Annotated in this window: 24 protein-coding genes; 15 read left to right on the top strand and 9 right to left on the bottom strand. The window is 45.9% G+C overall.

What is annotated here, in order from left to right; all coding sequences use genetic code 11:
- Window positions 1-342 precede the first annotated feature (342 nt).
- From MH215_RS20225 to MH215_RS20235, 3 genes are all read left to right on the top strand, one after another.
- Entirely contained in the window at window positions 343-756 is a 414-nt protein-coding gene (locus MH215_RS20225) for a GNAT family N-acetyltransferase (RefSeq protein WP_239293030.1), read from the top strand.
- 257 nt (window positions 757-1,013) lie between these two features.
- On the top strand, window positions 1,014-1,646 hold the full coding sequence (locus tag MH215_RS20230) for an NAD(P)-dependent oxidoreductase (RefSeq protein WP_239293031.1): 633 nt from the start codon (window positions 1,014-1,016) through the stop codon (window positions 1,644-1,646).
- A gap of 82 nt (window positions 1,647-1,728) precedes the next feature.
- Window positions 1,729-3,396, top strand: coding sequence for an NAD(P)H-hydrate dehydratase (locus MH215_RS20235; RefSeq protein ID WP_239293032.1), 1,668 nt, complete (start codon window positions 1,729-1,731; stop codon window positions 3,394-3,396).
- Window positions 3,397-3,877: 481 nt separating this feature from the next.
- Here MH215_RS20235 and MH215_RS20240 read toward each other — a convergent pair whose 3' ends face one another.
- From MH215_RS20240 to MH215_RS20255, 4 genes are all read right to left on the bottom strand, one after another.
- Window positions 3,878-5,530: a methyl-accepting chemotaxis protein gene (locus MH215_RS20240; protein WP_239293033.1), complete on the bottom strand. Its 1,653-nt coding sequence runs from the start codon at window positions 5,528-5,530 to the stop codon at window positions 3,878-3,880.
- Between the two features lie 29 nt (window positions 5,531-5,559).
- On the bottom strand, window positions 5,560-6,567 hold the full coding sequence (locus tag MH215_RS20245; RefSeq protein WP_239293034.1) for a BMP family lipoprotein: 1,008 nt from the start codon (window positions 6,565-6,567) through the stop codon (window positions 5,560-5,562).
- Window positions 6,568-7,224: 657 nt separating this feature from the next.
- Complete coding sequence (locus tag MH215_RS20250) at window positions 7,225-8,835, bottom strand: gamma-glutamyltransferase family protein (protein WP_239293035.1); 1,611 nt, start codon at window positions 8,833-8,835, stop codon at window positions 7,225-7,227.
- 229 nt (window positions 8,836-9,064) lie between these two features.
- Complete coding sequence (locus MH215_RS20255) at window positions 9,065-9,964, bottom strand: glucose 1-dehydrogenase (RefSeq protein ID WP_145050262.1); 900 nt, start codon at window positions 9,962-9,964, stop codon at window positions 9,065-9,067.
- Window positions 9,965-10,162: 198 nt separating this feature from the next.
- Between MH215_RS20255 and fosB the strand changes: the two genes are divergently transcribed.
- From fosB to MH215_RS20270, 3 genes are all read left to right on the top strand, one after another.
- Window positions 10,163-10,585: a metallothiol transferase FosB gene (gene fosB / locus MH215_RS20260; RefSeq protein ID WP_239293124.1), complete on the top strand. Its 423-nt coding sequence runs from the start codon at window positions 10,163-10,165 to the stop codon at window positions 10,583-10,585.
- Between the two features lie 262 nt (window positions 10,586-10,847).
- The gene (locus MH215_RS20265; protein WP_239293036.1) at window positions 10,848-12,659 is read left to right on the top strand and encodes a S9 family peptidase; all 1,812 of its coding nucleotides are present in this window, start codon (window positions 10,848-10,850) and stop codon (window positions 12,657-12,659) included.
- Between the two features lie 324 nt (window positions 12,660-12,983).
- Window positions 12,984-13,421, top strand: a complete 438-nt coding sequence (locus MH215_RS20270) for a hypothetical protein (protein ID WP_239293037.1) — start codon at window positions 12,984-12,986, stop codon at window positions 13,419-13,421.
- A 38-nt stretch (window positions 13,422-13,459) separates the two neighbouring features.
- On the opposite strand, the gene MH215_RS20275 is transcribed toward MH215_RS20270, so the two are convergent.
- Window positions 13,460-13,900 (bottom strand): DUF5301 domain-containing protein, encoded by a 441-nt coding sequence (locus tag MH215_RS20275; protein ID WP_239293038.1) that lies wholly within the window; start codon window positions 13,898-13,900, stop codon window positions 13,460-13,462.
- A 675-nt stretch (window positions 13,901-14,575) separates the two neighbouring features.
- On the opposite strand from MH215_RS20275, the gene MH215_RS29340 reads away from it, so the two are divergent.
- The 4 genes from MH215_RS29340 (at window position 14,576) to MH215_RS20295 (ending at window position 15,950) form a co-directional block, all read left to right on the top strand.
- Window positions 14,576-14,869 carry a hypothetical protein gene (locus MH215_RS29340; protein ID WP_481857461.1) on the top strand — a complete coding sequence of 98 codons (294 nt, stop codon included), beginning with the start codon at window positions 14,576-14,578 and terminating at the stop codon, window positions 14,867-14,869.
- A complete protein-coding gene (locus MH215_RS20285) occupies window positions 14,870-15,091 on the top strand; it encodes a helix-turn-helix domain-containing protein (protein WP_239293039.1) in 222 nt (73 codons plus the stop codon).
- 15 nt (window positions 15,092-15,106) lie between these two features.
- On the top strand, window positions 15,107-15,358 hold the full coding sequence (locus MH215_RS20290; protein WP_239293040.1) for a hypothetical protein: 252 nt from the start codon (window positions 15,107-15,109) through the stop codon (window positions 15,356-15,358).
- Between the two features lie 154 nt (window positions 15,359-15,512).
- Entirely contained in the window at window positions 15,513-15,950 is a 438-nt protein-coding gene (locus MH215_RS20295) for a hypothetical protein (RefSeq protein ID WP_239293041.1), read from the top strand.
- Window positions 15,951-16,333: 383 nt separating this feature from the next.
- Here the strand turns inward: MH215_RS20295 and MH215_RS20300 are convergent, their stop codons facing one another.
- From MH215_RS20300 to MH215_RS20315, 4 genes are all read right to left on the bottom strand, one after another.
- A complete protein-coding gene (locus MH215_RS20300) occupies window positions 16,334-17,368 on the bottom strand; it encodes a phosphotransferase family protein (RefSeq protein ID WP_239293042.1) in 1,035 nt (344 codons plus the stop codon).
- Between the two features lie 142 nt (window positions 17,369-17,510).
- A complete protein-coding gene (locus MH215_RS20305) occupies window positions 17,511-18,488 on the bottom strand; it encodes an SMI1/KNR4 family protein (protein ID WP_239293043.1) in 978 nt (325 codons plus the stop codon).
- 224 nt (window positions 18,489-18,712) lie between these two features.
- Entirely contained in the window at window positions 18,713-19,744 is a 1,032-nt protein-coding gene (locus tag MH215_RS20310) for a ribonucleotide-diphosphate reductase subunit beta (RefSeq protein WP_056704060.1), read from the bottom strand.
- A 326-nt stretch (window positions 19,745-20,070) separates the two neighbouring features.
- Window positions 20,071-22,404 (bottom strand): ribonucleoside-diphosphate reductase subunit alpha, encoded by a 2,334-nt coding sequence (locus tag MH215_RS20315; protein WP_239293044.1) that lies wholly within the window; start codon window positions 22,402-22,404, stop codon window positions 20,071-20,073.
- A gap of 882 nt (window positions 22,405-23,286) precedes the next feature.
- On the opposite strand from MH215_RS20315, the gene MH215_RS20320 reads away from it, so the two are divergent.
- The 5 genes from MH215_RS20320 (at window position 23,287) to MH215_RS20340 (ending at window position 25,963) form a co-directional block, all read left to right on the top strand.
- A complete protein-coding gene (locus MH215_RS20320) occupies window positions 23,287-23,613 on the top strand; it encodes an MTH1187 family thiamine-binding protein (RefSeq protein WP_056704065.1) in 327 nt (108 codons plus the stop codon).
- 330 nt (window positions 23,614-23,943) lie between these two features.
- Window positions 23,944-24,045, top strand: a complete 102-nt coding sequence (locus tag MH215_RS20325) for a dihydroorotate dehydrogenase (protein ID WP_200956226.1) — start codon at window positions 23,944-23,946, stop codon at window positions 24,043-24,045.
- Between the two features lie 46 nt (window positions 24,046-24,091).
- Window positions 24,092-24,199, top strand: coding sequence for a YjcZ family sporulation protein (locus MH215_RS20330; RefSeq protein ID WP_217363767.1), 108 nt, complete (start codon window positions 24,092-24,094; stop codon window positions 24,197-24,199).
- Between the two features lie 190 nt (window positions 24,200-24,389).
- Window positions 24,390-24,689, top strand: a complete 300-nt coding sequence (locus MH215_RS29345) for a hypothetical protein (RefSeq protein ID WP_481857465.1) — start codon at window positions 24,390-24,392, stop codon at window positions 24,687-24,689.
- A gap of 296 nt (window positions 24,690-24,985) precedes the next feature.
- A complete protein-coding gene (locus tag MH215_RS20340; RefSeq protein ID WP_239293045.1) occupies window positions 24,986-25,963 on the top strand; it encodes a hypothetical protein in 978 nt (325 codons plus the stop codon).
- Window positions 25,964-26,258 lie beyond the last annotated feature (295 nt).

Raw genomic sequence — 26,258 nt, forward strand, 5'->3', positions numbered from 1 at the left:
CACTTCCTTAACTTTACTCTTAATTTATAGGGTTACTTGAAGTTGGTTTGCTCATTGTTTATAGAAGGAAGCGATGTAATAAAAGATAGAAAAATCGAGGTTAATGGGTTGATACATAAATAGCAGCTAGTGGTATTATGAAGAGAGTTGGCTGAATAAATATTTTTAATCTACATATATGTATGGCTGGTTCTTGGTTGTATATAGGGCTCCGCCTTTCTATAGAGAATGGAGAGAAACTGAGTACATTGTTATATGGATGAACCATATACTTATTTATCGGATTAATCTGGCAATTAATAATATTCTTCTATACATAGTTTAATGAGGAGGGGTTATTTCATGGATCAAGTTATCGTTGAACACGCACCACCTGCCGTAGCCGAGTATTTATCTTTGCGAGAGATCGCGGGAATGAGTCCGAGAAGCCGTGAAGGCGCTGAGCGAGGATTGCCGAATAGTTTATTTGCAGTGTGTTTGCGACAAGATGATGTGCTTATTGGTATGGGACGAGTGGTGGGAGACGATGGTTGTTTCTATCAAGTGGTTGATATCGTTGTACATCCAGATGAGCAGGGGAAAGGGTATGGCAAGCTGATCATGAATGAGATCATGAAATATCTGAAAGAGAACGTACCTGCCCGCGCCCTGGTGAGCCTACTTGCGGATGTTCCAGCGGATCGGCTGTATGCTCAGTTTGGCTTCGAATATACTAGCCCACAATCAGAAGGTATGTGGTGGAGACAAGAAGGATAACTTGTTCAAGGTTAGAGGAGGCCGCACCTGCGGCTTTTTTTGTCATTATCGAATGTTTAATTATAATTATCTCGGTTCGTGCTTGAGTACTTGAGAGGCAAAAACAGAGGGTTGACTGAATTCATCGCTATTCCCCGTTTACAAGCGAGGCTGTTCGGTTTAAGATGGCGTGAGCCGTTTAAGGTTATAATAGTAGATTAGGTATCACAATAACGGTACATTCGCATAATGAAATATATAGAAAAGAGGGATTAGATATGAAAGTAGCTATTTTTGGAGCAACCGGAGCAATTGGGAAGACAATCTTGTGGGAGTTAATGGATCGTGGGCATGAAGTGACTGCGATTGTTCGTGACCCATCGAAGGTTGAGATGAAGCATGAGCGTCTGCGTGTAGAACAAGGGGATTTGCTTAACCCAGATCAGGTGGCTGATTTTACAGCAGGTCAGGAAGCGGTAGTGAGTGCGTATGGCCCGAAATTTGGTTCCGAGGAAGAGTTGCTCGAAGTTACGCGTTCCTTAATTGAAGGTGTTCGACGTGGTAAGGCGGCTCGTCTGGTTGTTGTTGGAGGAGCGGGAAGCTTACTGACAGATTCGAATGTAATGCTAATGGACACACCGGGGTTCCCTGAAGAAGTCAAACCGCTTGCGATGGCTCATGCAGATGCATATGGGATCCTTGCGGAATCGGATATTAATTGGACCTATATGAGCCCGGCAGCGACGATTACGACAGGACAACGGACAGGTCAGTTCCGAATCGGGATGAATCGTGTTGTAACGGACGATCTTGGCGAGAGCACAATATCGGTTGGTGACTTTGCAGCGGCTCTGGTGGACGAGCTAGATGATCCACAATTTATTCAATCACGCTTTACGGTTGCGTACTAATTGTTGTAAGAGAGCACATCTAATGTAACAAAGAATACAGGAGCACGAATTCCTTGAAATACGCTTGGGGAGGGATGAGTTGTTGTATATCGTTACGGCTGAACAGATGAGAAGTATCGACGAGCATACGATTCATACACTAGGCATTCCTGCGGCGAGTCTGATGGAGAATGCGGGAAGAGCAATTGCGGAAGAAGTCATTCGGCTGTGCCGGGAAGAGCAGATACATGGTAGAGCAGTGCGGGTAGATGAGTTGAAAAAAAGACAGTCCCGAGCGCACACAGGGCCCGGGGATTGGCCTGGACGAGGTGGCGACATCACCGCCGATTCGGCGCTGGCGATGGAGCAACCCGGTGATCAGCAGTGGTACATGCTGATCGGCAAGGGCAATAATGGCGGCGACGGGCTGGTGGCGGCGCGCCATTTGCTTGAAGCTGGGCTCGGCGTGACTTTGGTCTACGCCGATGCACCGGAGGCACTGCGGGGCGAAGCCGCAGTGCAACGGGATGCCGCCGCGCAGCTTGGCATCCCTGCCCTTGTCCACGGACGCGAAGCCGTGGACTTTAGCCGGTGCACAGGCATCGTGGATGCGCTGCTGGGCACCGGCTCGCGGGGGGCGCCGCGCGGAGCTTACGCGGCGCTGATTGAGGCGGCGAACGACAGCGGTAAGCCTGTCGTGTCTGCCGATGTGCCCAGTGGGCTGAATGCCGACACCGGGGAGGTATTCGAGCCCTGCATTCAAGCCCGGGTGACCGTATGCCTCGCGCTGCTTAAGCGTGGGCTGGTGCAGTACCCGGGCGCTTCTGCCGCGGGGCGCATTGTAGTGCGCGCCATCGGCATTCCCACGAGGCTTGCGCCAGAGCATGGCTCCTCAGTCCGTCTGTTGACGGACGAGGTGCTGCGCCGTGCGCTGCGCGTGGACACTAGCCGTCTCCGGGCACCGGACGGCCACAAGGGCACCTACGGCCATGTACTATTGGCCGCAGGAAGTCTGCCGATGAGCGGCGCTGGCCTGCTCTCGGCGAAGGCCGCGCTGCGCGCAGGCTGCGGGCTCGCCACATGGGCGCTGCCCGCGGCACTGCTGCCGCATGTCATCGGCACCGTGCCTGAGCTCATGCTCGCCGCCGCTGCCGATGGCGACAGCGGCGAATGGAACGCGGCTTCCGCAGACGCTGTGCTGCGTCTTGCGGAGAGCCGCGACGTGCTTGCGACCGGCCCCGGGATCGGCCGCTTCAAGGGCGACACAGACTGGATACGCCGTCTGTGGCAACAGACGGATCGCCCGCTCGTCATTGACGCGGACGCCCTCAACATGCTGGCAGACGCTGGCCCACATGGGCCTCGCGACTGGGGCAAGCGAAGTGCGGCGACAATACTGACGCCGCACCCTGGCGAGATGGGTCGATTGCTGGGCATATCGACCCCGGAGGTGCAGCGTGATCGAATTGAACACGCTGCACGGTACGCCCGCGAGCAGGGCGTGACCCTTGTGCTCAAGGGAGCACGAACGGTCATCGCAACGCCATCCGGCGAGGCGTACATTAACACCACTGGACACGCCGGCATGGCGACTGGCGGTGCCGGCGACGTATTGACCGGCATGATCGCCGGTCTGCTCGCCCAAGGGCTCAGCGCGGAGCAAGCTGCCGCGTACGGCGTATATCTGCATGGTGAAGCCGCCGAACGAGCTACCTTGCTCCGCGGTGATCCATCGTCTCTGCTCGCAGGAGATATTATCGACGCACTGTGATGTCTATTTCCCAGTACACGTTGCCCTGCATTATGGACAAGGGAGGTCAGGCAAAAATACACATGCTCGGTGCGATAATATCCCCTATCGTACAGGCATCACACCAACAACCGGGTTACATGACCAACCACCATCAACAAACGCAAATAAAACTTAAAAACCTCCCGTTTCTCTTATCATGAGAAACGGGAGGTTTTCTTTTGTTCTATCATGTGTATACGCAGATTCTTCTAACGAGCACAACTTATCCCAGCCCAAACTTAATCAAGCCAAACCACGACCAGAAGAACCTAACTTAAACAAGCCTACCCTCAACTTTACATTCAACCTGCTCGTTCACCCTAATCTTCAACCTCAGTGATCAACCCCCATACGTGATCAATCAGGAAGGCTCGCTTCACACGACGAAGCTGTTTACCAAGTTGCGCCAACACCATTTACATTACCAACGTCTAATGTAACCCTACATATCGACGCCTACCTATAGACGAAAACGCTGCAGTTCCTCATGCATCTCTGCACTGATCTCACGGAGTGATTTCACCTTGAGAGTTGCTTCAGCGAAGGAGCGCTGTTGCTCCGTCGTAGAGGCTGTAATCTCTTCACTGCTCGCAGCCGATTGCTCGGTGATCGCACTGATGTTTTCGATGGCATGCTGTACTTGTGAACTAAGTTCATTCGAATGCTGCATCTCCTCGGCAAGCTGGTGGATACCTGTACTGATACGCTCTGCACTTTGACGAATCGCAGCGAAGGATTCCCGCGTTTGTCCAGTGGCCTCTTCCTGCTGAGCAAAGAGCTGCATGCTCTGTGCTACAGAGCCCTTGACCTTCTCCATAGATGTCGTAATCTCATCCACAGCCGCATAGATCTGTTTCACCGACTGTGCGGACTGCTCGGCGAGCTTGTTCACCTCATTGGCGACAACGGCAAACCCACGTCCAGCTTCACCTGCCCGAGCCGCCTCAATGGAGGCATTTAACGATAGAATCGTCGTCTGCTTCGCGATTTCCGAGACATATCCAGTCATGGTGGTGATGCGCTCGGCGCTTTCCTCCAGTTCCAGTACCGTCTGTTCCACCTCAGACATCGCAAGACGATTCACTTCAGCGAGACGAAGTTGTTCGACGATCGCCTTATTGCCTTCCTCAACGGTATTCAACACCTCACGGCCATCTATAGCTGATTGGGAAGTAGCCTCCAGGTTGCTGTTGAAGGTGTGCTGCATCTTGTCTACGACCATCACAGTTTCGCTCAAGTCCTCCGCAATTTTCTGGCTGCCAATCGACAGCTCTTCGGTGGTACGAGAGACTTGCTGCACAATGGCCTGAGATGTATCATTGCCACGATCGATATCCTGCGCCATTTGATCAACACGGTTCCCGGCTGTACCAATGGATTGAATGATTCCGCGGATATTGCTGGTCATTAGGCGGAAGGAGCGACTGAGGTCATCAAGCTCGTCTTTGCCTTTGGCTTCGGGTAATTGTCCGGTCAGGTCGCCGTCGGCAATTTGTCCTGCGGCGACTTTTAACGTACCGATACGCTTGGCGATCTGGCGTGAAGTGTACATATTGAACAGCATGACCGCAACGAGCAATACGATGGCACCGCCGAGAGCGACCTGCCACGTTTGCTGAATGTTACGTTCCAGTTCAACAGTATATTGATCGTACCGTTCTCGGGTAATCTCATCCAACATATAGATATCATTCTGTATACCTCGAACTCGTGTACTATAGCGTTTGGCTTCCGCACTATTCATACTGCTCATCGCTTCAGTGGCACCTTGACTAAGTGTTGCTAATTTTGTTTGGATCGTCTGAATAAGTTCAAGCTGCCGATCCGTTTCTAGCAAATCATCCGTAAGCTCCTGAATCATCGTTTGACCATCTTCAAGCAAGCGGGTGACCGCATCCTGATTACCTGCCGTCATGGAGAACGAATAGACATCCAGCGCCTGCTGGATCTGAATCTGATTGGCATTTAGTTCACTAACCTTGAGCATGGCAGGTACTAAATTTTGATTTTTGGCATTCATGCCAAGCAATTCCATAATGATATAAGCTACCAGCGCAAGGCATAGAAGTAGCGAGATTAGAGCGTTAAGTAATAGTTTTCCCTGTAATTTCATATGTGCTTACCTCCTCGAATCCGCTTGAGTTATTGCTCCAGCTTAATTTTGATTTGACCGGATGAGATCTGAGTTTTCAGATCCTCGAAGGTTTGCTGCTCTTCATCACTGAGCGAGATATTATGTAGAGCGGTCAGGCCTACGGCGTTCTCAGCCAGACCCTCGACAATTTCCTTTTGAGGGAAGGAGTGTTTATTTTGAATGAACGTGTGAACGGCATTGTAGATGGATACATCCACATTTTTCAACATCGATGTCAGAATCGCTTTTTCCGCCAAAAAGAATTGATCTGTATCTACGCCAATCGCGTATTTTCCTAATTTCTGAATCTCCGTGAGTGCGCCGACCCCGGTTAAGCCAGCAGCCACATAGATCACATCAGCACCATTCTCCTGAATCAGTTGTGCAGCAAGTTCCTCACCCAGTTTGGCATTTCCAAAGTCTCCAGCGTAAATAATATCTACCTTCGCATCCGGGTTGGCAGCGAGTACGCCTTGCTCGAATCCCTGCTCAAAATTGCGAAGCACAGGAATCTCCATGCCGCCTAAGAAGCCAACATGATCTTCCGTGGTCGCCATCCCGGCAATAATGCCTGCGAGATAACTGCCTTCTTCTGCCCGGAACGAGATGGAGGCGATGTTGGGCAGTTTGGACTGACTGTCAATTAGCAGGAATTGCTGATCAGGGTACTTCGTCGCTACTTTTTCCATATCGGCTTGAATGGTATCGCTAAGACCGATAATCAGGTCGAATTTGGCTTCTGCCAATTGTTCAAAGGAAGCTTCAGCAGTCAGCTTCTCATTAGGTTCACGATAGTCAAAGACAATGCTATTCTCATCCCTCGCTCGAACAAGCCCATCAAAGGCAGCATCATTGAAGGAGCGATCCCCCAGACCAACTTCCGTCATCACGATGCCAACCTTCGTTCTGGTTTCCGTTGCCGTTGATGTAGGATTTGCTGAGCATGCTCCCAGAATGAACACCATTAGGATTGAAATCATGGTGAACCCTACGCGGGTGGTATGGTTTGTTTTCATGTGTGATATCCTCATTTCTGTTATGACAAAGTTTGATTGTAGTGTCTTCTTGAACACATAGGAAAAACATCTAGCCAAGAGGTATTGCAAAAAAATAATATGGATAGGGAGTATTTCCCCTTATCTATATCGGATAGAGATGCACTGTATTTTATGGTAGGTGCTGAAAATTTACGAAAATATAACCTAATTTCATGAATTAAACATTCAATTTACATTTTTTGACGTAACCATATGTATATACGCTTATACAAGTTGTTTGCTGATGTAAAACTAGCGAGTGTCTTACATCTCATTTAAAGATATCTTCCGCCACCCGTTTGCTGCTTGCTGCGTCACGTTCTCTAGACATAACCCGATACGCTTGCAAAATAGTTTCTTCCCTGTAACGTAATTCTGACAAAATATGCTCCATTCGGAGTGATAAGAGACGCCCCAGGAAAACGAAAAAAACCAAGTAGAGATCATATGAATCATCTCTACTTGGCTCTGATTGAAAGTTTGCCTAATGAACATGATGTGCCATGTGTTATACAGCATAATGAATGACTACAGCAGTGCAAGCATATCCCATTAGGACCATATGGAGATGCCGACTCATCTTCTCACATTCATCCATATCCTCTATCACGAACACATCGAATTATCGACGCAAGTCTACCACGCGGCAATGGTTCCATCTGCCCGACTTTCCGTTCCTCCGCATAATACCCCACTGTCAGGGTTACGCCAGATGATCTGACCACGACCGAACTGGGACGGATCGACCTGCACCTGGATATCATGCCCTTTACGGGCGAGTGCTTGGGCAATATGCTGCGGGAAGTCTGGTTCTACAAGAATGGTTTTGCCCTTGGTCCACTGCCAGCGAGGGGAATCCAGTGCGGCCTGCGGATTCAGATGATAATCGACCGTGTTCATCACGACCTGCACATGACCCTGCGGCTGCATGAACCCACCCATGACCCCAAATGGCCCAACCGCTTCGTTGCCCCGCGTGAGAAAGCCCGGAATAATCGTATGATACGTTCGTTTGCCAGGCTCCAGTGCATTCGCATGACTCGCATCCAGCGAGAAATTATGCCCACGGTTTTGCAACGCGATGCCTGTACCGGGTACAACGAGTCCTGAGCCAAAGCCCATGTAGTTACTCTGGATAAAGGAAACCATATTGCCCTCACCATCCGCTGTCGCGAGGTATACCGTTCCGCTTGCGCGTGGATCACCTGCTTCCGGTGCACGTGCTGTATCGCCAATGAGTTTGCGCCGTTCTTCCGCATAGGCTTCAGACAACAGTTCTTCCACCGTTACGCCCATCTTACGTTCTTCCGTGATGTACTTCTCCCCATCGGCAAAAGCCAGCTTCATCGCTTCAAGCTGTCGATGATAACCGAGAACGGATTCCTTCTCGCTAAATTCATACCCCTTCAACAGATTGATCGCTGCAAGAGCAATCAATCCCTGACCATTCGGCGGAATTTCCCATACATCGTATCCCCGATACGAGACCGAGATTGGATTAACCCACTCTGGCTTGAAAGCCGCGAGATCCTCTTTTGTCAGATAGCCACCGTGCTCTGCTATAAAGTTATGGATGCGCTCTGCCAGTTCTCCTTCATAAAAGTCTCGCGCTTCGCTCTCGCCAATTCGGCGCAATGTTGCCGCATGATCCGGCGAGCGCCACATCTCTCCAACGGCGGGTACGCGCCCGCCCGGAGCAAATGTCTCAAACCACGCACGCCCTGCCTTGGCATCTCCCTGGCGTGCATAGATGTCGGCTGCCCGTGCCCAGTGGCGGGCCAGCCCTGGCGCAAGCGGATAACCTTCCTCCGCATAGCGGATGGCAGGTTCCAGCGCTTCCGCCAGCGTGAGCCGTCCGAAACGACGGCTTAGCTCAGCCCAACCCGCCGGTGCGCCAGGCACCGTCACCGGAATAACGCCCAGCTTCGGCATCTCCGTATAGCCTGCCGCTTGAAGCACCTCAATCGAAATGCTCTGAGGCGCAGGGCCACTGGCATTCAGGCCATGCAGCTTGCCCTCTGTCCAGACGAGGGCAAAGGCATCGCCTCCAATGCCATTGGAGGTTGGCTCCAGCACGGTGAGTGCTGCCGCAGTTGCTATGGCGGCATCAATGGCATTGCCGCCTTTTTTCAATATTTCAAGACCAGCCTGTGAAGCGAGGGGCTGCGATGTAGCAACCATGCCTTGTTTGGCATAGACAGGTACACGGTAAGAGGGGAACGGTTGATAGAGTGGATCAAAATGCATCAGACGTCAGCTCCTTGTCACAAGATGTCAGGTTCCGGTATAACCGAATAATCGCTCCTAACCCTCTTCGCAACGGAACAAGGGATATCCTGCTGCTGGAGCCAAATTCACTCTGACATCAACGTTACAGCGTTCAGAAGTACACAGCTGTAGCATGTTCGCACACAATCAAAAGCTGTGCAATGCGCCCAGCTCCCATCACGCATTACACAGCTTTTATCAGATCGTCTTATGTGGTTACCATATCGCCGCCGTTCACATGAATGCACTCACCTGTAACATAGGAGGAATCACGGGATGCAAGGTAGACATAGGCAGCAGCAAGCTCGTAGGGCTGACCAGCCCGACCCATGGGTGTATCTGTTCCAAATACTTGCACATCCTCAGCAGAGAAGCTGGCAGGAATGAGCGGTGTCCAGATCGGCCCCGGGGCTACAGAATTCACGCGAATCCCTTGTGGAGCGAGTGATTGAGAGAGTACACGGGTCAGCGAGACGACCGCTCCTTTGGTGGAGGAGTAGTCAATTAATTGCACGTTACCTTTGTACGCTGTAATAGAAGCTGTATTAATGATCGATGCGCCTTTACATAAATGGGGGAGAGCTGCTTGGATCAGAAAGAAATAGGCAAACACATTCGTTTGAAATGTATGGTAGAGCTGTTCCTCTGTAATATCGACAATGCTAGGCTGTACATACTGCACCCCATGGTTATTGACCAAAACATCAATTTTCCCGAACGTTTCCATCGTTGTGCGAATAACCGCTTCGCAGTTCTTTTTTAGCCTAAGATCAATCTCAATCAGCAGACACCGCTGTCCCAATTCCTCAATTCGTTCGCGGGTCCTCTCGGCATCGGTTCGTTCATATAGATAAGCAATGACGATGTCTGCACCTTCTTTGGCAAAAGCAATAGCTGTCGCTCTTCCAATCCCACTATCGCCACCCGTAATAATGGCCACTTTGCCTTCTAATTTGCAGCTGCCAATATAAGCGGGATCTTCGCTGATCGGTTCGGGTACCATTAAGGTTTCTAGACCGGGCTGTTGATCCTGATGCTGGGGTGGAAAAGCTAGCTTTTGTTCTTTACATACCGTTTTCTCACCATAAAAAGGATAGACGGGATTCATGAATGTACATCCTCCTCGAACGTTCATTGATACGGCTAACCTATGCATCCGCCCAGAGGAAGGTGCGGTATTGATCAGGAATCATTTGTTTTTTACATGCGGAATATACCATAATAAGGATATCCACTCAATCCATATAGCTCCGCAAATGAAGTGTGAGATGAGATGTTGATCATACGATGGAGGTGTCAGGTGTCAATGAATATTCAAGGGATTAACCATCTGTGCTTTTCTGTATCTAATCTCGAAAAATCCATAACATTCTATGAGCGGGCGCTTGGTGCTCGCATTCAGGTGAAGGGGCGTAAGCTAGCCTATTTTGAGCTGGCAGGCTTGTGGATCGCATTGAATGAGGAAGATGTCATTCGCAATTATACCGAACAAACGTACACACATATTGCTTTTACCGTTACAGAAGAGGATTTTGATGCATCCGTACAACAGTTGCGTGAAGCAGGTGCGAACATTCTACCGGGTAGACCGAGGGATAAGAGGGACGCATTATCCGTTTATTTTACGGATCTCGATGGACATCTGTTCGAACTACACACCGGCAACCTACAGCGCAGACTGGAATATTACCGTGAGGACAAACCACACATGACCTTTTATACGGAATAATTGAACATCCAAACACTTAAGTTCCAACACTCAAGTAGGATCTCATTTATAACTTGATAAGGACATATAAAGATTACGTGTAGAAGAATTGGATTGAAAATAGCTTACATATCTATTGTGTAAGTCATAGGGTCACCTATAATATGGATTTAAACACCTTATTTTACCACTGTTAAATACTTTCCATGCCACATGAAACTAGTTGCACATGTCAATGTCCGATCTCAATCTCAATGTGTAAACATTCTCAAGGAGGTTTCTCATGATTGAATTTCCTAAACCAGATGTAGAGCAGTATTTTCAATCCTACCGGATAAGCCATTTTGCCGTATCGAGTGATGAGACACGTTTGTTTTTTGATAGCAACTTGAATGGTCAGCCCAATATCTGGGCGATGGATCTGCCGGGAGGGTTTCCTTATCCGCTGACATACTTAAATCAGAGCAGCATGTTTATTAAGCCCGATCCACTGGGGCGTTATATCTTAACTGCATTTGATCGTGATGGCAACGAGAGTTATCACTTATATGCCATACCGCCAGAGGGCGGGGTACCGAAGCCGGTAGTACCTGCAGAGCCGAATGACCGTTGTTACTTTGCTCATCTATCCGAAGATGGGGAGCGTCTGTACTATTTTACGAGTGCTGGCAATCCGAATTATCTGAATTCTCGTCGTCTTGATCTTGCTACGGGTGAAGATGTCTTGCTCCATAGCGGGGAAGAGGTGTCTAACAGCTTGGCTGCGGTGAGTCCAGATGAGAAGAGTTTTGTTATTGTGAAAATGTACTCGAATACATATCAGACAGCGCATCTGCATCGGGATGGTGAGATCGAGGACATTTTACCTGTGTCAGAGCGGCAGAGTCAGGTACCTTTTGTCATCTATGTGGATCATAAACGCCTATTGATGCTCACCAATGATAACGAGGCGTATTCCTATGTTGCGGAGTATGACTTAGATACGCGTGAATTCCGTCCGGTAGTTAAGATCGAAGGTGAGGATGTTGAGAGATTTCGTTGGCACAAAGAAACCGAAACGTTATACCTATGGACACTTACGGGCACGGAGAACCGAATGTACATCCTGGGCAAACAGGACGCTACGCCTCGGCGGGTGGACATGCCTTTAGATACGATCGCGCAGGCGACCGTGAGCAAATCAGGTAATTTATATATCCTTGGACGTGGAGCTATTCAGCCACATAACATTTATCGATTGCCTGCGGGCAGCGATTCGTGGGAACCCCTGACGAATAATCGGGTGACTGGGCTGAGTCCTGATGATCTGGTGTATCCAGACGTGATCCGCTATAACTCGTATGATGGTCTGGAGATTGAAGCCCTGTTGTTCAAGGCCAAGCCAGAGCTGGCGAACGGCTATACGGTATTCTGGCCGCACGGTGGGCCTCAAGCCTCGGAGTCGAAGTTTTTCCGTCCGATGTTCCAGATGATGTTAGCTCAGGGCTACCATATTTTTGCACCTAATTTCCGGGGAAGTTCCGGTTATGGAGCTGAATTCATCAAGATGGTTGAACGTGATTGGGGCGAAGGGCCAAGACTGGATTGTGTTGCTGGGATTCAGTGGCTGTTTGACCAGAACATCTCCTCACCAGACCGTCTGTTTGTTGTAGGTGGCAGTTATGGGGGTTACATGACCTTGCTTCTCGCAGGGCGGCATCCAGAGCTGTTTCGAGCAGCCGTTGATATTTTTGGTCCAAGTAACCTATTCACATTCCTGGAATCCGTTCCTGAGGATTGGAAACCCGTGATGGAGAAGTGGTTAGGTGATGCCGAGCGTGACCGCGAACGCTTAACGAAAGATTCGCCAATTACCTATCTGGATCAGATGGTGAACCCGATGCTGGTCATCCAGGGGGCTAATGATCCTAGAGTCGTGAAGGCAGAGTCAGATCAGATCGTGGAGGCGTTGCAGAAAAAGGGTCTAGACGTCGAGTATCTGGTGTTGGAAGATGAGGGGCATGGCTTCTCTCGTAAAGAGAACGAGATTCTCGTGTATCGGCGCATGCTGGAATTCTTACAGAAACATCAGGAAGCCCCAGTACAGCACGTTTAATTCAGGATAGAATTATCTTAAAGAAAGCCGCCAAACCGATTAGGTTGGCGGCTTTCTCTATTTCGGATGCATTTTCAGCTGAAAGGGGGCAAGTCTAACCATCGTATAGAATCTTTAGATTAGATTTAGCAAACTCAATAAATTGATTAGTATAATTGCGATAACTTAATTAATTATCCCCGCTCCTAAAAGATTATCGGAATTGCTGTCGAAAGAAAAAATCTAATTAATTTGTTGTTAAAGACCCCTTTAAAGTTCCCTTATATATGAGAGCAAGTGAAAAGCGCGCAACTCTCAAAAATAATATTAAAGGGGATTTTAATTATGGCATTTACAAAAGAATATGCAGCAAATGTAACGGTGAACAAAAAAGAAGTGCTGGACATGATGAAAGCCCAACGAGCTATGTACGACAAAGGTATTATTAAACAAGATAGAGCCGGACTTGTAGCTGATTTGGCAGGTGTAGTTGGAGTTTTGAGTATATTCCTACAATCCACGCCTGGTGGTATTGCAGGGGCTGTGACTCAGGCACTGCTAGCATCGGTTCCAAGTGAAAAGGCAGCTTTAGATGCTATGGTTAAAGAGGGACACTTTCAGATGGGTTATTTGGCAGACTGGTTTGATGCCAATCCTAATTTTGACATCATTGAAGTGAAACTCCCATTCATTGAATATGAAACTCAACGTATTCGATTTGTGACAGGTAGAGGAGCGATTCAACGTGTTCATAAAAAAGGTGGCCCATGGATGAATTACTAAAAATAAAACTAAAGAAGCGCCGTAAAGCGCTTCTTTTTTCATTCAAAATAGTCCTGAATAACCTTCATATCATAATTATTCGAAATTTCATACTTCATCGATGAATTCTTTTTAGGAGTTGCTTCATAATCATAAACTTCGACATATTTATTATCATATAAAAACATTCCTAATTTTCTTTTATCTGCAACAAACACAAAGACCGTGTATGTTTCACTAATATCTTTAGAAATAGTGGATGTTTCCTTCACATCAATGTCTGACAAACTGCTCATAATTTTTTCGATTTCTTCTTTATCTGTTAGGGTAACTTTATTTTCTTGACCCTTTTCGATATCTATGGAAGTTATCGTATCAGAGTTAACACCTTTCCAAGCAGCATCTTCTAATGAGGTTGTTCTATTCGCTGTATAAAACCATATCCCAATAGCCAAAAGTATGATAATTAATGCCAGAATGTAGTAACTACGTTTTTGCATAGTAGATCTCCTTTTTATTATCTATTTTACTTATTGTAACATCCATTTATTTCGTTATAAATATTAGTATTGAACTATTCTGAGGTGTACATTTACGTGAAAATAGTCCCATCAGCAAACTGTACTTAATATGTGATGACCAATTTTAATTTTGTTTGTATGCAAAATAAGATAATCTGTAATTGAGCTTGTTCACAATATGTAATTTGTTGCTACCGCGTTGTTACGATAATCCATCCTATAATGCAGGACATGCATGATTATTTTAGTAAGGAACCATCACGATATGGTTATTAAACAATTATGTATTCATTCAGGGAAGAGACCTTCTGTAGAGGAGGTCTTTTTTGTTGCATGGGAGTCATGCAATTTTGGAGCAGAAAGCAACTCTGTCGATCGCTCCTTTAACTGAATGGGGAGAAACGTTAATCTCTTTTTAAAGTTGCAAAAAGTTGAAATCAAGCAAAAAGGGTTGACGTTTTATTGTTTTCATCGTGTATTAGAAAAGTTCCAACCTATCTAGTTTTGAATAATCTGTTTTTTAATAATTTACCATTAATAAGTGAAAAATGTTATAATAAATAAGAACAAATGTTCTCTTTCTGGTTGTGGTTTATACCAATAAAACTCCCTACATAGTGTAACTGTAATTATAGATCGAAAGGATGTGTTTACATGGAAAATCATTCTCAAACTGCATATGAACGTTATAAGACAGAGATTTATCGTATTGGATGGAGGTTACAATATCGCGCTAAAAAACTTAAAAAGAACGAATGTATTCTAGTTGACCAAGTTATACCCCAAAATAGTTTTGCTAGTAATGTAATTGACAAAATAGTCATAGAACAATTATTGGATTCTATTCCTGAAAATGGAAGAAATGTAATTGAAAAAGATATATTTGGAGGGATATACCGAAGCAGATGTTGCACGTCAGCTAGAAATCAGTCAACAGGCGGTGAATAGATGGAAAAACAAGATGTTAAAGAGACTATCTCAGACAGTCAATTTTTAAAATTACTCGAGGATGCAAAGAATCGCGATCCTGAAGCATTAGTACAACTTGTTGAACTATTTAGAAAAGATATCAAACGACTGAGCAAATTCATTTATCTTCCCGATGAAGAAGCTGAATCGGAAATCATTTTAGAGTTCTTAGAGTTTGTGCTTGCTAAAGAAAGAGAATAGAAGGAGGTGAATAGATTGGGAGACATTTCATTAGAGACTATTGGATCTTTAATTGGAACTGTGGGGTTTCCAATTTTAGTGGCTATCATACTTCTGAGGACAGTTTTAGGTGACTTTAACAAGAGATTAGACACATTGGATCAGCGACTGGTTCAACTCAACAAATCAATTAATTTAGTTGCTAAAACCCTAAAAGAGGAACCACTTTCTAAAAGAAGTATCGAAACTGTTGATGTCATAGAAAAAACTAATAAAAAGAGTGACTAAAGGAAGCATAAATAAATATGCTTCTTTTTATTTAGCAACTTTTTTAAAAAATTAAATTAGTTTGTTGTTAAACACCTCTTTAAAGTTCCCTTATATATGAGAGCAAGTGAAGAGCGCGCAACTCTCAAAAATAATATTAAAGGAGATTTTAATTATGGCATTTACAAAAGAATATGCAGCAAATGTAACGGTGAACAAAAAAGAAGTGCTGGACATGATGAAAGCCCAACGAGCTATGTACGACAAAGGTATTATTAAACAAGATAGAGCTGGACTCGTAGCTGACTTGGCTAATGTAGTTGGAGTTTTGAGTATGTTCGGACAATCCACGCCTGGTGGTATTGCAGGGGCTGTGACTCAGGCAGTATTGGCATCGGTTCCAAGTGAAAAGGCAGCTTTAGATGCTATGGTTAAAGAGGGACACTTTCAGATGGGTTATTTGGCAGACTGGTTTGATGCCAATCCTAATTTTGACATCATTGAAGTGAAACTCCCATTCATTGAATATGAAACTCAACGTATTCGATTTGTGACGGGTAGAGGAGCGATTCAACGTGTTCATAAAAAAGGTGGTCCATGGATGAATTACTAAAATAAAACTAAAGAAGCGCCGTAAAGCGCTTCTTTTTTCATTCAAAATAGTCCTGAATAACCTTCATATCAAAGCTGTTTAAAATCTCATACTGCATTGATGCATTCTTTTTAGGAGTTCCATCATAATCATAGACCTCGACAAACTTATTATCAAATAACGTCATTGCAAGTCTTTTTATTGTAACATCCATTTATTTTGTTATAAATATTAGTATTGAACTATTCTGAGGTGTACATTTACATGGAAGTACTCCACTCATCAAACCGTGCGTAGTATGTATATGACTGAATAATTATCATGTTTTAAGATGAAAAAACCGGCAGGACGTGAGAGTCTCTCAACGTTCTGCCGGTTTTTCACATTTATTTTTCCAGACCTACTTAGTCCAGCAGGGCAATAACCGAGTCAATATACTGCTGTGCCCATGTGGCAAAAGGTAGATCTGCATCCCAAGTGACTTGTTGAGTCGCTTTGGCTTCACCCCATACCAATATACGCTGGTACAGGAGATGGACTCGAAGGCGTTCAGCAAAATGCTGACACCGTTTCACATCCTCCGCGCAGATCAGCTCCCGGTAAGTACATAGAAAGCTTTGAGCTAGCTCAGGCTTACGATGGCGAAGATACATAGTCGTTATTTTGGTCAGATCGGCGGTGCCATCTCCAAAATACGAAGTCGTAAAATCGAATAAACCACTAATCTGCCATTCATAAGGAGCCTCCTGCTGCTTCTCCATGACCAAATTCTCGGACTTATAATCACCCATGACAAAACTATAGACCGACATGGCTTCAAAAGCAGACCTAGCCTGACTTAGCTGCTCGTCCACCCATTGTATATCCTCATCGGTAATCCTAGAATACTGGGTAGCATCCTGTAACCAGTATTCAATCGTGCCATATAGCCAGTCCGAATACGTTCCCGCAAAGGGTACAATTCGCTCAGCTACCGGATCATATTCCCCTGCGTTTGGCACCTTCCAGTGATGGAGTTCGGCGAGTGTATGTGCCAGCATGCTGGCAATCTGCCGTTCCTCGTCTGGTTTCAGTGATGCTTGCAAGGCAGGATCATGCAGATGCTGTCCCGGTAATTCTGGCATAATGGCATAACTCCAACCGAGAAGTTCTGTATCCTCATGAATCTGATAGGGGATCGGAACAGGAATAGTAGTGTGCTCTGCAAGCTGCTCTACAAAAAACTGTTCTTCCTGAAGCTGTCCGTTATATAACGGATTGCCTTTGAGGATGTATTCACCCTGAGAAGTGTGGATATGCAATGTCTGTCCCATAACCCCTTCAGCCGTTCGGCGATAATGAATGAGTGTGCCGAGATTGAGGTGGTCTAGCGCCTTCTGTAAATCCTTCTCTGCCACTTCCCCAAGAATATTGGTGGCAAAATAAATACGAGTTGTCATAGAACCCTCCTGACTACTCCTTAGTCCAGTTCAGCTCTGGAGAACAGGTCATGAATGAGATCATGCTGTTCACAGGCCTGTTTGAACCCTCGGGTGAACGTTATAAGGGCATCCTTGTTATCCGCCCCTCCTTGGAAATATGTTAACTGTCTTGTTCGTCTTCATCGATTTCGAAGGTGTCGGGATCAACTAGCCCACGCACAAATGCTTCAAAATTAGCAGCCAAGTATGTAATCTCGTAGTCATCTTCTTGATCGACATGAACTACACAAGGCTCCCCCTCCTGGCCGCAGGAGCGATAATCCAGCATTACAACATCGTGACCAGCCGATGGACAATCACAGATAACGATTCCGAGATCAGGGTATCCCCAATCTTCAATCATGAACCGGCTTCCAAATTCCCCGCCCAGGGAGTACATTTTATCCCGTCCAATGCCCAGGATGCTTGTGATCGCAATGTGATCCTCGGCCCAGGAAGTTGCTCCTTGAGTAGGGAATGCAGTGAGCGTTGGAACGCCACCATTCTGGGTATTCATCAGCTGAATGTAAGAAGCAGGCAGCTTGTACCCTAATTCCCGCTCAATCGATACAATCATTTCCTCGTCAAAAGGCTCGGAGACATGGTTATCTAACGCATAATCGCTCTGCTCCCAAAATGATACAGGAGCATAGGTTCCAGAGGCGGCTCTAAGGTGATTCAATGTCCCACGACGTTCCCATTCATCTCGTTCCGTTTTATATCGTTGCAGGTCTTGTTGCATCTTTTCCGCTTTGGGCCTGAGCAATTCGAGGAACTCCAGCGTAGAATCGTCATGTGGCAAAAGCTCATTCGCTCGCTCAAAAGCCAGTAATGCCTTTTCATAACTTGCAATGTAGGTATATGCGTATCCTAAACGGTATTGCCAGAGCGGATCATAGGTTCCTCTCTCATGAACAGATAGTAACTGCTCAATCGCTTGACGGTATCGTCCCGTATTGTTGTAAGCTCTCGCCAGTTGACCAACTATATCGTAACTACGGTCAGATTCCGGGATGTTATGAATATGCTCTATAATGCGCTTGTACTCGTCCTGTTCATGCCAGGCATCCAGTTGTTCCAGTAGTTCTCTTTCCATCATTACACCTCATCTCTATAAATACGGAGTCTTCCTTAATTTGTATATGTACATTGTACAAGGTCTAAAGTCAAAAAAACACTCCCGTCAGCAGACCTCCATGAAGGCTTCCACTAAGAGAGTGTTTTGGTAATGCCGCTAGGCATATTCGGGTGAATTCCATATTCGATGCTGATCATGCCGCTAGGCATGTTTCGTAATCAAAAGCGAACTTTTTAAACTACCTCTTATAGATCGTCGAAGCCGTTGTCGTCGCCGACTTTACCGTAATTACGGGATTTAGCTTCGAAGAAGTCTGTTTTGGTTGCATTCAGCGCTTCATCGGAGAATGGTTTGATCCAAGGCATGCAGTTTACATCAACGCCTTCATACGCTTTTTCCATACCCATCAAACGCAGACGTTTGTTAGCGATGTACTTGATATAATCTTCCAGCTCATTCAGGTCAATGCCACGAACGTTGCTGAGAGTGTAGTGTGCCCAGTTCGTTTCGAGCTCAACCGCACGGTCAATCGTTTTGTACACGTATTCCATGTTCTCTGGTGTATTCAGTTCTGGGAAGTCGACCAACAGTTGCTTGTACACTTCTGCGAAGAAGTAGCAGTGTTGGTTCTCATCACGCTGAATATAAGAGATCATTTGACTAGTCGCCATCATTTTCTGGTCACGGGCCAGATTGTAGAAGAAGGCGAATGTACTATAGAAGAAGATACCTTCAAGGATCAGATCGGCAACCATCGCTTGGAAGAACGTCTGTGGAGACGGCTCATCCCGGAAGCTCTGATAGATATCAGCGATAAACCGATTACGATCCAACAATACCGGATCATGCTTCCAGTATTCGAAGATTTCTTTTTGCTCCTGATCAGATACGATGGAAGACAGAACGTAAGAGTACGATTGGTTGTGAACAACCTCTTGTTGTCCAATGATTGCAGAGATCGCTTCAAGTGAAGAATCGGTAAAATAACGTTTAACATCACCAACAAACATAGTTTGCATGGAATCAAGAACAGCGAGTAGGGAGATGTTAATTTTGAATGTACGTTTCTCTTCCTCTTCCAGTTGAGCAAACTGGGAAGCATCTTTGGACATCGGAATTTCGTCCGCAATCCAGTGGTTAAGCAATAACACTTTGTACAGCTTGTACATGTGAGGCATACGAATGTCGTTCCAGTTCAAGATCCCTGAGCATTCGCCTTCAATGATACGTGTCGATTGGTTAGGGGCTTCGGTATTGAAAATTTTCTGTACTTGCATAATCCGTTCACTCCTTAGAAATATTCACTGTTAACTACGCTGACAGAACAACCTTCCGATCGCTGTTATCCCCAGATTTCTTGATTCCCTTTTTCGAGGGGGAAATCCAGGGATAAAGGCGAGCGCTCCGCTTCTTCAGGTTTTTTCTGTCCTCTTCGTTAATGGTGAATTTTTTAAATGATTGTTGTAGTAAAAATATCTATATCAACATCGAAAATGATGTTGTGATCGGTTTTAGGCAAAAAAGTACCAGAGCAACGCTATTTTGCATTCAAAACAGGATGCCCTGGTGGTCATCGTAAGTCTAGTAGATATTCTTTAGTTGATCAGCTTGCGCAAGAATCACATTCTTCAATCGTTAATGCACGGCTACGTACATAATACGTAGATTTCAAGCCAGCTCTCCAAGCGTGCAGGTGCAGTTCCAAGAACTCCGTTGCTTTGATGTCTGGACGAACATACAGGTTGAAGCTTTGGCCTTGGTCGACGTGACGTTGGCGAGCAGAAGCCATATTAATGGAAGCATGTTGATCCACCAAGAAGGCTGTTTTGTAGTACCAGATCGTTTTGTCGGACAGATCCGGTGCCGGGTTCGCAATTTTGTATGTTGTTTTCTCTTCATAAGATAACAGTTCATACAATGGATCGATACTGGCTGTGGAGCCGGCAATAATAGAAGTCGATCCGTTTGGTGCAATGGCGAACAGCCAAGCGTTACGTACACCGTTTTGTTGTACTTCAGCTTGCAGGTCTTTCCATTGTTCTGTCGTTACAAATTCACCTACGCGCTCACCGGAAGTGTACTCGCGTTGATCGAAGTATTTACCACTTTCCCAGTCAGAGCCTTTGAATTTCGGATAATGTCCTTTTTCTTTGGACAACTCCATGCTGGCTTTAACGAGCAGGTAGTTAATTTTCTCATACAGGTTATCGTTATACGTAACAGCCTCTTCAGACTCCCAACGGATGCCTTCAAGAGCGAGCAAGTGATGAAGTCCGAATGTTCCCAGACCGACTGCACGGTATTGGCTGTTTGTGTATTGGGCTTGCAGTACTTCAATATTGTTAATGTCGATTACGTTGTCCAGCATACGAACCTGGATCGGTACCAGACGCTCCAACACATTATGAGGCACGGCACGTGCCAAGTGAATGGAGTTCAGGTTGCAGACAACGAAGTCGCCAGGTACTTTGGAAATGACGATACGTGTTTGTCCATCTTTCGTAACCAGTTCTTCCTTTTCTACTACAGTAGCAGATTGGTTCTGCATAATTTCAGTACACAGGTTGGAAGAGTAAACCATACCGTGAGCACTGTTCGGATTAGTACGGTTAACCGTATCACGGTAGAACATATAAGGCGTTCCTGTTTCCAACTGGGATTTCATCACACGTTTCATGATATCAATCGCTTGAACTGTAATCCGGGACAAGAGCGGGTGATTAACAGCCTCTTCGTACTTCTCACGGAATGTTCCTTCGCCGAAGGACTCGTCATAGAAGTCTTCAAGTCCGAGTGCACGACCATTCTCGTCTTTCCAGCCCATAACTTTCTTCGTTTCGTGTGGGCAGAACAGATTCCACTCGCCGCGGCTTGCTACACGTTCCATGAACAAGTCAGGCAGACATACACCGTGGAATACGTCATGCGCACGCATCCGCTCGTCACCATTGTTCAGCTTTAGGTCGAGGAATGCCAGAATGTCTTTGTGGAAGACATCCAGGTATACGGCAATCGCACCTTTACGTGTTCCAAGTTGGTCTACGCTAACTGCTGTGTTGTTCAGCTGACGAATCCAAGGAATAACGCCTGAACTTGTGTTTTTGTGACCACGGATGTCTGAACCACGGGCTCTGACTTTACCAAGGTATACGCCAATGCCGCCGCCCATTTTGCTTAGACGTGCAACATCTGTGTTGGAATCGAAAATTCCTTCAAGGGAGTCGTCCACCGTGTCGATGAAGCAACTGGATAGTTGTCCAGCTACTTTTTTACCAGCATTGGACATCGTAGGTGTAGCGGCCGTCATGTACATGTTACTCATTGCCCAGTAGGCTTCTTTAACCAGATCCATCCGTTTGTCAGCAGGTTCTTGGTGCATCAGGTACATCGCAATAACCATGTAACGTTCTTGAGGCAATTCCATAACTTTTCCATCAAAATCGTGAGCAAGGTAACGTTCTGCCAATGTGAGCAAGCCGATGTAGTCGAACAACAGATCGTTGCGGTAATCAATGCATTCCGCTAGCTCGTCAATCTGTTCTTTGCTATAGCATTCGAGCAGTTCTTCCCGATAGATCCCTTTCTTCACAAGATCTACGAGGAGAGGATGGAATGCACCGTAAGGCTCGTCCGGATAAGATTTGTATCTACGGTTGGTTGCCGCTTTTTTGTATAGAGAAGTAAGTAGGGAGCGTGCAGCTGCAAACTTCCAGTTTGGCTCCTCTTTCGTTACGAGCTCCAGTGCGCTCATCATAAAAGCATTACTGATCTCGTCCCCGGTAACTTCATCACGACGGAGTTTGCTCGTCACTCCTTTTACCAGACGTTCCTTGTCCAGCATGTCTAGCCCATCGAGAATACGGTCGGCGTATACAGAGATACGCATATCGTCAAAGGCAAGCTGGCGGTTGTTCGGCTTGGTCACAACTTGTGGCATGAATATTCCTCGCTTTCGCATGTTTAAGAGATAAATTGGAGAAATTCTTTATATAAAGAATTGAGTGTTTTCTTACGTTGATAGAACATATCGATTGCATACTGCGGACTTAGCGGCGGTAACAGGTCAAGGCTTAAAGCGGTCAAAACAGAGTCAAAACGCAGCACAAATGCAAACCATGGTCATATAAAAAGCATTCTCCCCGCCTTGCGGCTGAAAATGCCCATGGATGCTCTGACTTCCTGCTTGTCACATCTTGCTTCATTCGACAGAACAGGGTGCTGTATGTAAGCTTTGGTCTGATAGAGACGTGCCTGTAATTTGAGGTGCCGGGTGCAGTCCAAACAGCCCCGTTAACCTCTACGTCAACTCTGTTTCGAGAAAGCGATTTACACCTACAGGGACGTGCATTTGAAGGTGATTTCATCCTGTTTTTCACGAGAAGACAGAAGGTGACTAATCGAAGCGGGGTAATCCAGTTTCACTACATTTTGTTGCTGTTAGAATACTGTAACCCAACATATAGTGTTTGTAAACAGGGTAGACACCGTGAAACGTAATTCCGAGTATACCAAAAATGCCGAGATTCCGCAAAGGAAAAGGTCTGGAAGATTTGAAGATTCTTCAAAAAAAAATTTCGCCGAAATCGAATGACGTGAACACGTCAGTTTGAATTATTACGTATTCAACTGGTAGAATAAAATGTGTCAAAAACGAATCAATTTCATAAAGCCTTTAGCTGCTTCAATCCAGGCTAGATGTTGATCAAAACGAATTAACTTGTCTACATCTAATCCATTTTAGTGAGTTATGAAATTGATTCCAATAGACTAAATTCAGCGGCAACGGTTGTTCACGGATGCCCAGAGGAGGCGAAGCAGCATGGCCATAGCAGAGGTAACAGTCATTCCAATTGGAACAGGCACGACGAGTTTGAGCAGTTATGTCGCAGACATGCAGAAGGTGTTGGAACATCAGCGGGGCATTACATATCAACTCACCTCAATGAGCACCATTATTGAAGGGCCGCTTAACGAAGTCTTTACGGCGATTGCAGCTCTGCACGAAGCTCCGTTTCTATCAGGCGCCCAGCGCGTCTCCACTTCCGTCAAGATTGATGATCGTCGTGATAAGCCAGATGCCTCAAGCATACAGAAGCTGCAGTCGGTGAATGACAAGCTTGCATCCATGCCTCAGCGCCCGAATTAATTAGATACGTATATATGAATAGCGATGTTTAAAGAGCGAATGTTGCTGGATGATTGTGATCCTGCGGATTCGCTCTTTAGTTTGCACAACAACATGGATCGTCTAGATTGAGAGATAGAATAAAGGGAATACGTATGAAACAGACAGGCGAATCAGGAGTTTGTCTATTTTGCTATGTACTTACTGCGGTCTCACAAGTCTAAAAGGCTTGAATTATTTTCAAATATTAAATAACCTCATGGGGATCAGCCCAATTTTACCTAGAGCCCGGTCTGGAGAGGCACTGCTGCATATAGTGAACTGTACCTCAAATCGAAGGAGGGGTTTTACATGAGTGGAGTTGTAGGTGGATACGGCGGCTGGACATCGACTGGCGCGATTCTGGTATTGTTCATTCTGTTGGTTATCATCACTAAGGCGTTCCTCGTTTAAAACATTTCCATGATCTGAATATTCTAACCATAAGGGAGGGTTCTCAATGAGCGAAGTAGTTGGAGGCGTAGGATACGGCGGCTGGACATCCACTGGTGCGATCTTGGTTTTGTTCATTCTCCTTGTAATCATCACTAAATCCTTCTGGGTATAATGATGAAGAGCTCTACCGGGTAACCGGTGGAGTTTTTTTAGTAGACAAGCTTCGGTAGGTGACTTGATGCATAAAACGGATATGACCAAACAAAGTGCCCATTTTGTCAAAAACAAGGCTTTCGCCCGGTCCAGAGGTAGGCTAAATACATAGCTTAGGGGTGTAGGCAAATGCTAAGGAGGAATGAACGATGAGCGAAGTAAAACCAAACTCACCGAACGGACAGGGACACGTATATGGACAAATGGGAGGTCATGAGCATATGTATGGACAATACACAGGTCATGAAGCATATGGTTATGGATGTGGCGTACCTATGGGATATGGATATGGTTATGGTCATCAACCTAACCAAGCACCTGTAATGCACGGATACCACCACGGTTATGCAGCTCCTTGTAAGCAAGGTGGCGGAAGCTGGGGTTCGATGGGAACAATCCTTGTGTTGTTTATCCTGCTTGTCATCATCTCCAAAACGATGTTCATCTAATTGACGAATAGGAAAGCTTCTTATAGAGAGGGAATAAAGTGTAAACGAAGTAATGCGGGTGCCGAGTAGATCGGCGCCTTTTTTCTTTGGCTCTTATGCCCACAGACATATTGTAATCCAAACTTACCTTAGATAACAAAGCCGATGGAAGAGGATTATCGCCATACTTATGCCCTGCTCATGACCAAGACGTGGATTTAAAATGAACATAAGATACATGAGACGGGTAGATGGAAGGGGTAATTGAGATGTCAAAAAAGACAAACATAACAAATGGGTTAGGGAGAACCAAGAAGATGAATAAGTCGAAAACCATACATAGATCAACACAGAGCATGAGGATTCTGGAAATACAGTTACGACCAGTGTTTGATCTAACGGCATATGAGGATGGGTTCGTGTTTGTATCGGCTTCGTTTGGTTATGACGGCAACCTGTATATCTTATGGATTGATCAGATTCCAGAACGTGAGCGTGGGATGTTTGTCCAAAGTGATCTGCAGCAGAAACGGGTCTATAAGGTACTGATCGTGGACAGCATTCAGAATTGTGTACAGGGGATAACTACGCTGGAGTCGCATTTTAATCTGCACTATGTTCAGCCGCTAGGAGAAGATCTTCTGCTCGTTGGAGCACGAAGCCGCTATTATGGGCAGGATCGCTATGATCTGAATGGCAAAATTGTTGACCGAGAGGGTCAATTACTGCATGAATTGCTGCTGGGAGATGGGATCGAACGAGTACAGACAAGTGTCGAAGGGAACATATGGACAAGTTACTTTGATGAAGGGGTATTTGGAAATTTCGGGTGGACTGAGCCTGTCGGTGCACCTGGATTAATTGCGTGGAATAGACAGGGCGAGCAGATCTATGTGAACACCAAGGCCGATATTGCAGATTGTTATGCACTGAATGTGGTGTCCGATCAGGAGGTGTGGTTCTATTATTATACGGACTTCCAGTTAGGACGGATCACAGATCCGTATGACCAGTCACAGGTATCGTTAGTTGAGACAGGGCTGTCTGGTTCTCATGTCGTTGCTACGAATGGTACTTTTGCGTTGTTTCAAAGCGGATATAACAAGAAAGGGCAATATTCATTGCTACAGCAACATGGTGAGAATAAGCTAAGTCTTGCACAGAAGTTTTCCTTTGTTAGTGTAGATGGGGAGGCGGATGAACTGAATGTATTGGACGGAAGAAAGGATCAGTTACTGTTCAAGGAACGTAGCCATCTGTACATGGTCTCATTGGATGAGTTACCCAGCGTATAAGATCGGTAAAGTTGCCACGAGCATAGGATGATCTCAATATGAATGGACATGGAAAAACACCCGGAACCCAATTCCGGGTGCTTTGTGTGTGTATGTTTTCAATCTTCTCAAGAATAAGTGACTTCCAAAACAACAAAAGCCCTACCTCTCTTTTGTCCTTGCGGCTCCGATGACCGCGCCAGTGTGAATGGGAAAATCTTGTGAAACTCTGTTATACCGGGTCATGTGATGCAGGTTCTTCAATCTCCATAGGTTAGTGAACAATTCGCTGCGGTCGCAGCATGAAGAAAATATT

This window comes from Paenibacillus sp. ACRSA, from assembly GCF_022346845.1.
Classification (GTDB): domain Bacteria; phylum Bacillota; class Bacilli; order Paenibacillales; family Paenibacillaceae; genus Paenibacillus.